The sequence below is a fragment of the Aestuariivirga sp. genome, assembly GCF_046093005.1.
GTDB lineage: Bacteria > Pseudomonadota > Alphaproteobacteria > Rhizobiales > Aestuariivirgaceae > Aestuariivirga.
This window is the reverse complement of the sequence record NZ_JBJTER010000168.1, coordinates 1-12,125: the sequence shown is the minus strand read 5'-3', so window position 1 is coordinate 12,125 and position 12,125 is coordinate 1. Positions and strand designations below refer to the sequence as shown.

11 protein-coding genes are annotated in these 12,125 nt (G+C 63.4%); 8 read left to right on the top strand and 3 right to left on the bottom strand.

The window, feature by feature from the left end; genetic code table 11:
- Window positions 1-111: 111 nt before the first annotated feature.
- From ACKOED_RS14255 to ACKOED_RS14230, 6 genes are all read left to right on the top strand, one after another.
- A complete protein-coding gene (locus ACKOED_RS14255; protein ID WP_408917275.1) occupies window positions 112-1,152 on the top strand; it encodes a LacI family DNA-binding transcriptional regulator in 1,041 nt (346 codons plus the stop codon).
- A 75-nt stretch (window positions 1,153-1,227) separates the two neighbouring features.
- Complete coding sequence (locus ACKOED_RS14250; protein WP_408917274.1) at window positions 1,228-2,526, top strand: ABC transporter substrate-binding protein; 1,299 nt, start codon at window positions 1,228-1,230, stop codon at window positions 2,524-2,526.
- A 117-nt stretch (window positions 2,527-2,643) separates the two neighbouring features.
- Window positions 2,644-3,477: a carbohydrate ABC transporter permease gene (locus ACKOED_RS14245; RefSeq protein ID WP_408917273.1), complete on the top strand. Its 834-nt coding sequence runs from the start codon at window positions 2,644-2,646 to the stop codon at window positions 3,475-3,477.
- On the top strand, window positions 3,474-4,319 hold the full coding sequence (locus ACKOED_RS14240) for a carbohydrate ABC transporter permease (RefSeq protein WP_408917272.1): 846 nt from the start codon (window positions 3,474-3,476) through the stop codon (window positions 4,317-4,319). Before ACKOED_RS14245 ends, ACKOED_RS14240 begins: the two co-directional genes overlap by 4 nt.
- Before the next feature lie 32 nt (window positions 4,320-4,351).
- Window positions 4,352-5,332, top strand: a complete 981-nt coding sequence (locus ACKOED_RS14235) for a hypothetical protein (RefSeq protein ID WP_408917271.1) — start codon at window positions 4,352-4,354, stop codon at window positions 5,330-5,332.
- 2 nt (window positions 5,333-5,334) lie between these two features.
- On the top strand, window positions 5,335-6,435 hold the full coding sequence (locus ACKOED_RS14230) for an ABC transporter ATP-binding protein (RefSeq protein WP_408917270.1): 1,101 nt from the start codon (window positions 5,335-5,337) through the stop codon (window positions 6,433-6,435).
- Between the two features lie 66 nt (window positions 6,436-6,501).
- Here the strand turns inward: ACKOED_RS14230 and ACKOED_RS14225 are convergent, their stop codons facing one another.
- From ACKOED_RS14225 to ACKOED_RS14215, 3 genes are all read right to left on the bottom strand, one after another.
- Window positions 6,502-8,517, bottom strand: coding sequence for a tetratricopeptide repeat-containing sulfotransferase family protein (locus tag ACKOED_RS14225; protein WP_408917269.1), 2,016 nt, complete (start codon window positions 8,515-8,517; stop codon window positions 6,502-6,504).
- A 73-nt stretch (window positions 8,518-8,590) separates the two neighbouring features.
- Window positions 8,591-9,544, bottom strand: a complete 954-nt coding sequence (locus ACKOED_RS14220; protein ID WP_408917268.1) for a UDP-glucuronic acid decarboxylase family protein — start codon at window positions 9,542-9,544, stop codon at window positions 8,591-8,593.
- A gap of 4 nt (window positions 9,545-9,548) precedes the next feature.
- A complete protein-coding gene (locus ACKOED_RS14215; RefSeq protein WP_408917267.1) occupies window positions 9,549-10,913 on the bottom strand; it encodes a UDP-glucose dehydrogenase family protein in 1,365 nt (454 codons plus the stop codon).
- Between the two features lie 181 nt (window positions 10,914-11,094).
- Between ACKOED_RS14215 and ACKOED_RS14210 the strand changes: the two genes are divergently transcribed.
- Both ACKOED_RS14210 and ACKOED_RS14205 read left to right on the top strand, forming a co-directional pair.
- A complete protein-coding gene (locus ACKOED_RS14210; protein ID WP_408917266.1) occupies window positions 11,095-11,682 on the top strand; it encodes a prepilin peptidase in 588 nt (195 codons plus the stop codon).
- A gap of 124 nt (window positions 11,683-11,806) precedes the next feature.
- Window positions 11,807-12,125 (top strand): hypothetical protein (locus tag ACKOED_RS14205; protein WP_408917265.1); only part of this gene is annotated, 319 nt, incomplete at its 3' end.

The window sequence follows — 12,125 nt, the reverse complement described above, 5'->3', positions numbered from 1 at the left end:
CCCTCTCGATGACAAATGGCTCGAAAAACGCCCATTCCTTGTCCGACATCAACCCGCGAACCATCGCTGTTCTCCGCAAAGAACAGCCTTGAATCAGAAATCACGTGATTTGTGAATCCACTTTGTCAACACCACCTAGTTGCGGAGCGGGCGGGAGTGTCCGTCAAGACTGTATCCCGTGTGGTAAACGGCGACCCAGCCGTTGCAGCCAAAACGCGGGCGCGGGTTCTTCCGTTCATCGAAGCGCTGGATTATGTGCCTAATAGCGCCGCCCGCCAGATGCGCGGCGGGGCCTCCAACATCCTTGGCTTGATGACCGATGCTGTCGCCACGACGCCCTATTCGGTGGATATCATCCGCGGCGCTCAGGCTGCGCTTGGACCCAGCCGTCAACTGATGATCGCCAGTTCTGACGGAGAAGCCGCCCGTGAAGCGGAACTATGGCGCATGTTCCAGGCGCATCGCGTTTCTGGCGTGATTTACGCCGCCATGTATCACCGCCCGCAACTGGTCCGCCAGCAGAGCTTCGCCAATCCCGTCATTCTTGCCAATTGCTATGCGGCGGATGGCGCGCAGCCTTCCATTATTCCGGATGATCAGGGTGGAGGCTACGCACAGGCCCGTTATCTTCTGGAGCGCGGCCACCGGCGAATCGCATGCGTGACCCTGATTCCGGAAATCGAGGCTACGCAGTTGCGCGCCCGCGGCATTCGCGCCGCCTTCTGCGAAGCGGGCGTGTCTTTCGATCCGTCGCTTGAACGCTGCGGCATGACCGGACCGGTCGGGCGGGAGGCCATGCGAGCCTTTGGCGTTGCGCGCGAACTCCTCGCGGAGAAGCGCCGCCCAACCGCGATCATCTGCGGCAACGATCAGGTGGCGATGCAGGTCTATGCTGCCGCGGCAAGCGCCGGGCTTTCCATTCCCCGCGATCTGTCGGTCATCGGGTTCGATGACCTGAAGCTGATTTCAGAGACGCTCGTGCCGGCGCTGACCACAGTGGCGCTGCCCTATTTCGAGATCGGCCGCACTGCGGTGTCAATGATGCTTTCCGGCGGGCCTGGCAGAAGGACCGCCCCAGAAGAAGGCCGCGGCGGCGTGCTTCGGCTGCATTGCCTGCTTGTCGAACGGATGTCCTGCGGCGTTCTAGGCTGAAGGCGCCACTGGGTGAGACTGCCCGCCGCCAATGGCTGCGGTAACGAGTGAGAAAACTTAGGAGAGGAGAACAACATGACGATTAACAGACGCCAGGTGGTGGCGGGAGGCCTTGTGGCCGCTACGGGGCTTGGTTTTGCATCGGCTGCTTCCGCGGCGGATCCGGTCAAGGTATGGCACCACGGGGGCCGCGGCGATGGCGAGCGGGAGCGCATGGAGGCTCTGATCAAGGCATGGAACGAGCAAAATCCCAGCGTGCCGGCGGTGCTCGAAGTGCAGCCTGAAGGTGCCTACAACGAGCAAGTTCAGGCCGCCGCCGCTTCAGGAGGTCTGCCTGACCTCCTTGATTTTGACGGGCCCAATTACGCCAATTACGTTTGGTCGGGCTATCTGCTGCCGCTGAACGGCCTTGTGCCGCAAAAGATTTTTGATGATGTCATTCCGTCCATCATCGCTCAGGGCACCTATGCGCCTGACGGCAAGGTCTATTCGCTCGGCATGGCCGACTCCGGCCTGTCGATCTGGGGCAGCAAATCGTTGCTCGAAAAGGCGGGCGTGCGGATACCGAAAGGCGTCGATGATGCATGGACGATGGAGGAGTTCGAGGATGCGCTGGCGAAGCTGCAGAAGCTCGAAGGAATCAAATATGCCCTGGACATCAAGGCCAACTATGGGCAGGGCGAATGGTACACTTATGGTTTCTCGCCGATAGTCCAGTCATTCGGCGGTGATCTGATCGACCGTAAGGCGTGGAAAGCCAGCGGCACCATCAATGGCGCCGCCGCGGTGAAGGCGATGACCCATTTCCAGGGCTGGGTGAAAAACGGCCACGTGGTTCCGGCATCCGAAGGCGACGACGCGTTTTACGGCAAGAAAACTGCCGCCCTGTCCTTCGTAGGCCACTGGATGTGGCCCGCCCATTCCAAGGCCCTGGGCGAAGACCTGGTTCTGCTGCCAATGCCCAATTGGGGCGGCAAGCATGTGACCGGCAACGGCAGCTGGTGCTGGGGCATCACCACAACCTCGAAGCAGCCGGAGAACGCCGCAAAGATCCTCGAGTTCTTCATGAGCGGCGATAACGTGGCCGCGCTGTCACAGGCTATGGGAGGCGTGCCAGCGGTGAAGTCGGCCGCGCCCAAAGTTGACCTGTACAAGGATGGCGGGCCTCTCAGCCTCTATCTGGCACAGCTCAATGGCGGGATGGGCATGCCCCGCCCCGCGCATCCGGCCTATCCGGCGATCACCGCTGCCTTCGCGAAGTCGGTTGCTGACATCATCGACGGCAAGGACGTGAAGACCGCGCTCGATGAGGCCGCCCAGAAGATCGACCAGGACATCGCCGACAACAGCGGCTACCCGCCCTTCGGCCAGTAAACGAAGCTGGCGCGCGGAGGCGTTAGCGCTCCGCGCGCCCCATCCAGGCGGCGCGCCATGTCCTATATGAAGAAGCAGCAGCGGCAGGCATGGGCGTTTCTCGCCCCGGCGCTCGCCTTGATCGCCATCTTCATCGCGCTGCCGTTCGCGATGTCGGTGGCGCTTTCCTTCACGGACCAGAGGCTTGTCCCCAATCCGAACGTCCCCACCAAGTTCATCGGATTGCGCAACTACCTGCGGCTCTTCCAGGACGGAGAGTTCGTCAACGCTTTCGTCCGCACCACGACCTTCGCGGCGCTCGTCGTTCCTCTGCAGAGCGCCATGGGCCTTGGCGCGGCAATGCTGATCAATTCCAGGATTCCCGCCCGCAGCCTGTTCCGCGGCGTTTATTTCCTGCCCACCGTCATTTCGATGGTGGTGGTCTCGGTCATTTGGGCGTCGCTCTACCAGCGCGAGGGCTTCTTCAACTATGCGCTCGTCAGTCTGAGTTTCGGCGCGGCGCAGCCTGTTGGCTGGCTGCAGAACCCTTGGACGGCGATGCCCGCTATCGTGCTCCTGTCCGCCTGGCAGGGGTTTCCGTTCCAGATGGTGATTTATCTCGCGGGCCTGCAGGGCATCTCGCGGGACTATTATGAGGCGGCGCAAATCGAGGGTGCGAGCCGCTGGCAGGAGTTCTGGCACGTGACCATGCCAAGTCTGCGCAACACGCATATCCTCGTGGCGATCACGACAACCATTTTTGCCTTCAAGCTCTTCACGCAGGTGCAGCTGCTGACACAGGGAGGGCCTGCCAACACGACGGACACGTTGGTCCGGCTCATTTACATGCAGGGGTTCCGGCAGGGCAAAGTTGGCTTTGCCGCGGCGGCGGCCGTGATCTTCTTCATCCTCGTGCTCGCCATTACCCTTGTGCAGCGGCGGCTCGTGAAGGAGGAGAGGGCGATCTCTTGACGCAGCGCGGCGAAAGATTCCTCCTGACCGTTGTGGCCATTGCGGTGGCCGCCTTCGTTCTGGCTCCGCTGCTGTTGATGTTCGCCACATCGCTCAAGGCCGACGAGAATCAGATCCTGCGCGACCTCGGCAACGCGCGCGCCTTCTGGGTCAGCCCCGGCGAGGCCTCGCCGGAGAACTTCCGGCAAGTGCTCTCCAATAAGACCTTTCCCATCCTCCGCTATCTCCTGAACTCCACGATCATCGTGGCGTCGATCGTCATTTTCGGAATTTTTGTGAATTCGCTTGCGGCCTTCGCGCTGGCCCGCATGCATTTCCGCGGCCGCGGCGCGGTGGTTATGGCGGTGGTGGCGCTTATCATCATACCCATGGAGTCGCTTGCGGTTCCGCTGCTGCTGATGATGGCCAAGATTGGCTGGGTAGATACCTACCGCGCGCAAATCGTCCCATTCATCGCGCATCCGTTCTCAATATTCCTTTTCTATCAGTTCTTCTCGTCAATCCCGAAGGATCTGGACGAGGCCGCTTATGTGGCCGGCGCCTCGAAGCTCCGCACCTACTGGTCCGTCATCATGCCGCTGTCGCTTCCGACCATCGCAACGGTGGCGATTCTGCAGAGCCTCGAATACTGGAACGCCTACCTCTGGCCGCTCATGGTGACGCGCGGATCCGGGGCCCGGCCCGTATCGCTGGCCCTCGCCCAGTACTTCGGCACGCCCCCGCCGGTCTGGGGCGATGTGATGGCCTTCTCGGTGCTCATGTCGCTTCCGGTCCTTGTTGTCTATTTCTTGTTTCAGCGCTGGTTCATTCAGTCGACGATCGGCTCCAGTATCAAGGGCTGAAGCCGTCCGCAAAACAGAGAGGAAAAACGGAATTGGTATTGTCGCTTCACGGCAAATGGATCTGGGATTTCTGGCTGGCCCGCTCTGGCGGGGACTGGCACATTTACTTCCTGCAGGCGGACAAGACGCTGCCTGATCCGGAGATGCGCCACCGCAACGTCACCCAGGGCCATGCGATCAGCCGGGACCTTGTCAACTGGACGCATCTTGGAACCTGCCTCACCCCGGCGCCACAGCCGGCGTGGGATGACTGGACGACATGGACCGGTTCGGTGCTGCGGGGGCCGGACGGGACCTGGCACCTCTTCTACACCGGAACGTCGCACACCGGCGGAGGCATGCACCAGCGCATCGGCCACGCAACGTCCCGGGATATGCACAGCTGGACGCGCCTGGGGGATGGGCTGGCACTCGATCTCACCGGCCCCAACGCCCGCTTCTATGAAGAATACGGTTCCGGCAATTGGCATGACCGCGCAATGCGCGATCCATGGGTGATGCCGGACCCGGAGGGGGATGGCTGGATCATGTATTTCACGGCGCGCGTTCCTGGCCGCGCGGAGCCTAACGCTGGCGGCGCTATTGGCCTCGCGGCCTCGCCCGATCTGGAACGCTGGACGCTGCGGAAGCCTGTTTATGACACAGGCGACTTCGGCCAGCTCGAAGTGCCGCAGGTGTTCCGGCACGGCAACCGCTGGTACATGACGTTCTGTACAGCGGCGGAGCATTGGTCCGAGGCGTACCGGCGTAAGAATCCGCAAACTCCCGTGACCGGAAATCACTATCTTGTGGCCGATCATCATCTGGGGCCGTGGCGCACGCCCGATGCCCCTTTCCTCGATGGCCGCAATCCCTGCAAGCGGTATGCCGGAAAGATCGTGGAGCTGGATGGCAGGCTGTTTCTGATGGCTTTCCTTTATTACGGCGAGGATGGCCGCTTTATCGGCGAAGTGAGCGACCCGGTTCCCTTGCGTGTGCATGACGATGGAACGCTATCTGTCGAGGAAGACTGATCATGGCGGAGCTTTCACTCAAGGGGGTGCGCAAGAGCTTCGGAGACGTTCATGTCATCAAGGGCGTTGACCTCGACATCGCGCATGGCGAATTCATTGTCTTTGTCGGCCCCTCGGGTTGCGGCAAGTCAACCCTGTTGCGCCTCATCGCGGGTCTGGAGGAGGCCACGTCCGGCGTCATCGCCATCGGCGGCAAAGTTGTGAATGGCCTTCCGCCCAAGGACCGTTCGATCGCCATGGTGTTCCAGTCCTATGCGCTGTTCCCCCACATGACGGTGTATGACAACGTCGGCTTCGGGCTGAGGATCGCGGGCGAAGCGCCCGGCGCGATCGACAAGAAGGTTCGGGAAGCCGCCCGCATCCTGAAGATGGAAGAGCTGCTCGATCGCAAGCCCTCGCAACTTTCTGGCGGCCAGCGCCAGCGCGTTGCCATCGGGCGGGCGATCGTGCGCAACCCGGAAGTTTTCCTGTTCGACGAACCGCTCTCGAACCTGGACGCGGCGCTGCGCGTCAGCACCCGCGCAGAAATCGCCAAGCTCCACCGCGACCTTTGCGCCACCATGATCTATGTGACCCATGATCAGGTCGAGGCCATGACGCTCGCCGACAAGATCGCTGTTCTGGATGGCGGCGTTGTGCAGCAGTTCGGCCCGCCGCTCGAACTCTATCGCCAGCCGCGCAACATGTTCGTGGCGGGGTTCATCGGCTCTCCGCGGATGAACTTCCTGCCAGTCCGGGTGGTGTCCCGCGGCGCTGGAACAGTGACGCTTGAATCGCCGGTTGTGGGCGTCATGGAGATTCCCGCCGCCGCAGAGGGCGTCAGCCTCGGCGGCCAGCTGACGCTGGGCATCCGGCCCGAGCATATCCGCCGTTCCGCGCCCGGCGAAGGCCGCGTCGTGGGCCAAGTCGAATTGGTGGAACTATTGGGAGCGCAAACGACTCTTGAAGTGCGCGCCGGCCCCGCCACGGTGAGCGCCGTGCTCGCAGGTACTGAGACGCCTCGAACCGGCGACACAGTCTCGCTGGATTTCAGCGCAGGCGATTGCCATTTGTTCGGCGAGGACGGGAACGCCCTCCGTGCCAGCGGTCCCGCAGTCATCTGAGCGTTTTCGCGTCCGTCAGCAGCCCTCAGGCCGGCCGTGTGATGATCCGGGTTCTGCGGCACTGCTTCAATCCGCTTGGATCTTGCCGTGGGCAGAGCCGGATACCAGCGGGCCCTCGCGGGACGGCTCCGGCAGCCTGTCGAAGGCATCGCCGATGAACGCGGAGAAGGCCTGCCAGGCGTCCGAGCTGCCGCGGTAGACCGGCTGGCGCACTTGCCGCGCTGAAGCCGTGCGCACCAGCCGCTTGTTGGCCTCGGGCGCCAGATAAGCCTCGTGCCAGGAAAGCGAGAGGCGCTCGATCAACTTCCTTGTCTCCGCTTCCTGATCGACGGTGAGGCGCTCATAGGAAACTTCGATGATGCGCCCGCCGCACAGCGTTTTCCAGCGCCGCATGAGATCGTCATAGAGAAGGTAGTGGCTCACGATATCGCCGAGGTCATAGGCATAGCCGAGGCTTCGCGACATGAAATGATGCTGGTAGTTGGACCAGCACACCGCCCGGGCGTCACGGCTGACATGTACAATCCTGGCTTGCGGCAGGGCCGCGCAGATCAGTGGCAGAAAGCGGAAGTTGTGTGGCATCTTGTCGGCCACGAATGGCCGGCCGCCTGAAAGCGGCGCGATGCCGGCCAGATAGTTCCCGGCGAAGGCGCCCAGCGCGCCGGGGGAGGCTGGTTCCGCTCCGGTTGCCAGGGCAAGTCCGAGCTGCTTGACGAGATTCAGTTCTCCCGCGCCCTTGACGCTGGGGCCCGCCGACAGGATCTGTTCGATCAGCGTGGTGCCGGATCGTGGCATGCCCACGATGAACACCGGTACGGGCTGGGCGGGATCGGCCATCACGCTGCCAGCCAGCGCCATCAGGGCGGGCGCGGCCGCTGCGAGCTTCCCGAACAGCTGCTGATCCTCCTCGGGGCGGTAACCGAGCGCCTGCTTCCGGGTGGCGTTTCCCTGTTGCAAATACGCGAAACTGCCGTGGCGGTCGCCCGCGTCATCAAGCGCCTTGGCGAGAGCGAAAAACAGCTGGCTGCGTTCGTCCCCGCTGAGCCGCGGGTTCTGGATGGTTTCGCGCATGCGGGCGATCAGCGGATCGTCCGCCGCATAATGGTGGATGCGGCTGAAGCCGTAGTGCGCCGCGGCATAGCCCGGGTCGATTTCGAGCGTCCGCTGATAGCTCAAGGCCGCTTCTTGTATGCGGCCCATTTCGCTGAGCGTGTGGCCGCGGTTGGCGTGCGCCTGCGCCGCGTTCGGGTCGAGGTTGATGGCCTGATCGAAGCTCGCCAGCGCCTCGTCGATCCTTCCGAGATCGCTGAGGATTTCGCCGCGCACGGCGTGGGCGCTTGCGCGGTGGGGGCCGGCCGCGATGACCTCGTCCACCGCCTGCAGGGCTACCGCCGTCTGTCCGAGTTCGCGGCGGGCCACTGCAATCTGAACCACGATATCGCGCCGCTTCGGATCAATTTTCAGGGCGCGGCTCAAGGCGTCCAATTCCCGCGCCCACTCGCGCTGCAGATGGAAGACGCGCGCCAATTGCAGAAGCGCATCTGGCCAGGCGGGGCGCACGGCGAGAAGCCGCAGCAGAAGCTGCCGCGCCTCCTCCAGCCGGTCCAGCGCGACATAGCTCATGGCAAGCGTCAGGGCCGCTTCCGGGTAGAGGGGTTTCAGCTCGAGCGCCGCTTCGGCATCGCCGCGTGCTGCCGCGGCATCGCCAAGTTCGAGCCGTGCGACGGCCCGGCCGTAATGTGCCTCGGCATGGTCGCGTTTCAAGCCGATGGCGCGGGAAAAGCTTTCCGCCGCCGCGGTAAAGTTCCGCCGCTCGATCAGCGTGTTGCCGCGATTGTAGTGGGCCGCCCAGCTCTGCGGCCGCATCGCCACGGCACGGTCGAGCAGCGCCTGGCTCTCCGCGAGATCGCCGGTGCGCCGCAACAATGTGCCAAGCAGATGAACCACGTCAAAATGACCGGGCTGCTGCCGGAGCAGCTGCCGGTAAAGCTGTTCCGCTTCCGCCAGCCGGCTTTGCTGATGAAGAGCCATCGCCTTGTTGAGACCGGCGGCGAAACGGTCCGCGGGCTTGCCGGCGGTCATCTCTGCCGTGCGTCTGGGTGAAGTGGGCGCATAGGCGGGAGAACTAGACGATTTCGCCGGTGTTGCAAATGCCTCAGACGAGGCTGCGAAAATAGGCGATGGTGCGGGAAAGACCCTCGGCGAGCGGCACTTCCGGTTCCCAGCCCAGTTCGCGGCGCGCCAGCGAGATGTCAGGCCGGCGCTGGCGCGGATCGTCGGCGGGCAGCGGCAGGTGTCTGATCCGGGCTTTGGAGCCGGTCATCTTCAGGACCTGTTCGGCCAGTTCCAGAACCGTGAACTCATCGGGATTGCCGAGATTGACCGGGCCGGTCACCGGCGCCGGCGCCGCCATCAGCCGCGCGAAACCCTCGATGAGATCCCCGGCATAGCAGAAGGACCGGGTCTGCGCGCCGTCGCCATAAACCGTGAGGTCCTCGCCGAGCAGCGCCTGCACGATGAAGTTCGACACCACGCGGCCGTCCATGGGGTGCATGCGCGGCCCATAGGTATTGAAGATGCGCGCCACCTTGATCGCCACGCCGTGCTGGCGGTGATAATCGAAGAACAGCGTTTCGGCGCAGCGCTTGCCTTCGTCATAGCAGGCCCTGGCGCCAATCGGGTTGACGTGGCCCCAATAGTCCTCGCGCTGCGGGTGCTGCTCGGGATCGCCATAGACTTCGCTGGTGGAGGCCTGGAATATCTGGCAGCGCAGCCGCTTGGCCAGCCCCAGCATGTTGAGGGCCCCCATCACCGAGGTCTTGGTGGTGAGCACCGGGTTGCGCTGGTAGTGAACCGGCGAGGCGGGACAGGCGAGATTGTAGATCTCGTCCACCTCAATCTTCAGCGGGTTGCACACGTCATGACGCAGGAATTCGAAACGCGGATTGGCGTGGAGGTGCTCGATGTTGCGCTTGGCGCCGGTGTAGAGATTGTCGGCGCAGATCACGTCATGACCCTCGCCGACCAGCCGGTCCACCAGATGCGAGCCAAGGAAGCCCGCGCCGCCGGTGACCAGAATGCGCTTGCGGCTGTCGCGGAGCGCCGGCATGCGGTTATGCCGTTCCCGACTTGAACGGAATGATGTCAGCGTCCTGCCGCGCCGCGGCCGCGATGCTCTGCCGCCCCACCGAGTGATAGGCGATGCCCGAGGCGCGGGCATCGGCCAGCGGGAACAGGTTGCGGAAGTCCACCAGCACCGGCTGGCGCATGCCACGCGCCAGACGCTTGAGATCGAGCCCGCGGAATACGTTCCATTCGGTGAGTATCACCGCGGCATCCGCGCCGATGACGGCGGAATAGGCATCCGCGCACCATTGCACGGCGTCGAAAGCCCGGCGGCCATTGTCCATGGCGACGGGATCGAAGGCGGCGATCGCCGCGCCGCGCCGCTGCAGCTCCGGAATCAGGCTGAGCGCCGCCGAATCGCGGATGTCGTCGGTCTCGGCCTTGAAGGCGACGCCGAGGAGCGCGATCTTCTTGCCCTCGAGCGTTCCGCCCGCCGCCTGCTGAATGCGATCGGCGAGCTGGTCCTTGCGTGCCTCGTTGGCGGCGATGGCCGCCTCGACGATGCTGAAGGCATGGCCATGCTGGCGCGCCGTGTGCACCAGCGCCCGGGTATCCTTCGGAAAGCATGAGCCGCCAAAACCCGGCCCCGGCGCCAGGAACTGCAAGCCGATGCGCTTGTCGAGCCCCATGCCGCGCGCCACGTCCTGGATATCGGCATTAACCGCCTCGCAGAGATCGGCGAGCTGGTTGACGAAAGCGATCCGCGTGGCGAGGAAGGTGTTGGCGGCGTATTTGATCACTTCGGCGGCCTCGCAGCTGGTGACCAGCAGCGGCACATCCCTGGCGGTGAGCGGGCGGTAGAGCTGGCGCAGCACCCGTTCGGCGCGCTCCGTGCTGGCGCCGACCACGATCCGGTCCGGCTGGATGAAATCCTCCACCGCCGAGCCCTCGCGCATGAATTCGGGGTTGGAGGTCACTTCGAAATCGCCGTCCGGCCGCGCCTGCGCGATGACCTCTCTCAGCTTGGCCGCCGTTCCGGGCGGCACCGTCGATTTGGTGACGATCACCGTGAAGCCGCGCATGGCCCTGGCGATCTCGCCGGCGGCGGCGAGAAGTTGCGTCAGGTCGGCGCTGTCGGCGTCTTCGCGGGTGGGGGTGCCGACGGCGATCAGCACCACGTCGGCGGCGGCGACCGCCTCGCTCAGATGGCTGGAGAAGCTGAGCCGCCCCGCCCGCCGGTTGCCGGCGACGATGGGTTCGAGGCCTTGCTCATAGATCGGCAGCTTGCCCGCCTCGAGCATGGCAAGCTTGGCGGCGTCGCGGTCCACGCAGACGACCTCATAACCGAAATCGGCGAAACAGGCGGCGGAAACCAGCCCCACATAACCGGCGCCGATGACTGCGATCTTCATGAAACTGTCCCCACTGGGTGCCAGGCCAATCCCGGATCAGCCGCTGAACCCGATTTAAACCTTTCGCGCCGGGAAAGAAACGGCGATGTCGGCGCGTTGTCTTTCCGGCAATTGACCAGATCATGCTTGCCTGTAGTTTGCTTTCGCACCGGGAACAGCGCCCGGATGGGAGAGATTTGCCTTGTTGCGTTTGCCACCCCGCATGGACCGGTTTTCTCTCGGCATCGCCGTTCTGTTCGCGGCGGGGGCGTGCCTTGCCAGCCTTGTGTGGCTGCCGCCAGTGGCCGCCCTGTCAACGGCTATACTCGCTTTTGCTATGATATTGATAACATGGACTGATTTACGTGAATTTCGGATTCCTGATGCGGTCTCATTCCCGGCAATTGCGGTTGGCGCTGTTGCCAATACCTTGGTGTTCCATGGCGCGGACTGGCACGCGGGCCTGGCGGAGAGTGCAATTGGCGCAGGTCTGGGTGGCGGCGCCTTCTATCTTTTGCGTGCCGCCTATTACCTTTTCCGGGGGGTCGAGGGCTTGGGACTGGGTGATGTGAAGCTGGCGGCGGTGGCCGGCGCCTGGCTAGGCTATGAGCCACTGGCGATGTTGGTGCTGGTGGCCGCCGTTGCCGCGCTCGCCGCGGTGCTGATACAAAATCTTTACTCAACGGCAACGCACTTTGACCGGGGGGTGGCCATCCCATTCGGAGGTTTCCTTGCCCCGGCAATCCTGATTTTCTGGTTGTGGCGGCTGGCTGAATTCAGCAAGGCGTAACAACCTCTTGTGGAGGAATTTCAAGAAATCGCTTAGCGAATCAATCAGGACCGTTCACAAACCATTAACCATTGGGCATCCTGCTCCTTTGGCAGAAGGCTGAAGTGGTGAAGGGAGTATTGATTTGCGTTCGGCCGCCTTCGTGAACGGCTACCGAAAAGGTTTACCGGGCCGTCGGGCGGCCCGCGTCGTCCGGTTTGGTTTGGCGGCACTGCTCTGTGTGCTGCTTGGGTCTTGCAACGCGCCGAGCGCGATGCTCGAAAACCCCACGCAAGTCGATCTCACGGCTAAGACCCCGCGCAAACTGACCAACCGCAATGAAGGTCCGGCGCTGAAGACAAAGAACCAGGGCGCGCGCTACGAAGTATTCCCGGGCGCCAGCGCCGGGCGGCGGATCTCCACCATCCTCTGTCAACTCGGCGCTGGCGCCCGGGAATACTTCG

What these genes read in the sequence shown, in the direction of transcription:
- ACKOED_RS14230 (WP_408917270.1), top strand. Translation starts at nt 5,335, where the DNA reads ATGGCGGAGCTTTCACTCAAGGGGGTGCGCAAGAGCTTCGGAGACGTT.
- ACKOED_RS14225 (WP_408917269.1), bottom strand. Translation starts at nt 8,517, where the DNA reads ATGACCGCCGGCAAGCCCGCGGACCGTTTCGCCGCCGGTCTCAACAAG.
- ACKOED_RS14215 (WP_408917267.1), bottom strand. Translation starts at nt 10,913, where the DNA reads ATGAAGATCGCAGTCATCGGCGCCGGTTATGTGGGGCTGGTTTCCGCC.
- ACKOED_RS14250 (WP_408917274.1), top strand. Translation starts at nt 1,228, where the DNA reads ATGACGATTAACAGACGCCAGGTGGTGGCGGGAGGCCTTGTGGCCGCT.
- ACKOED_RS14220 (WP_408917268.1), bottom strand. Translation starts at nt 9,544, where the DNA reads ATGCCGGCGCTCCGCGACAGCCGCAAGCGCATTCTGGTCACCGGCGGC.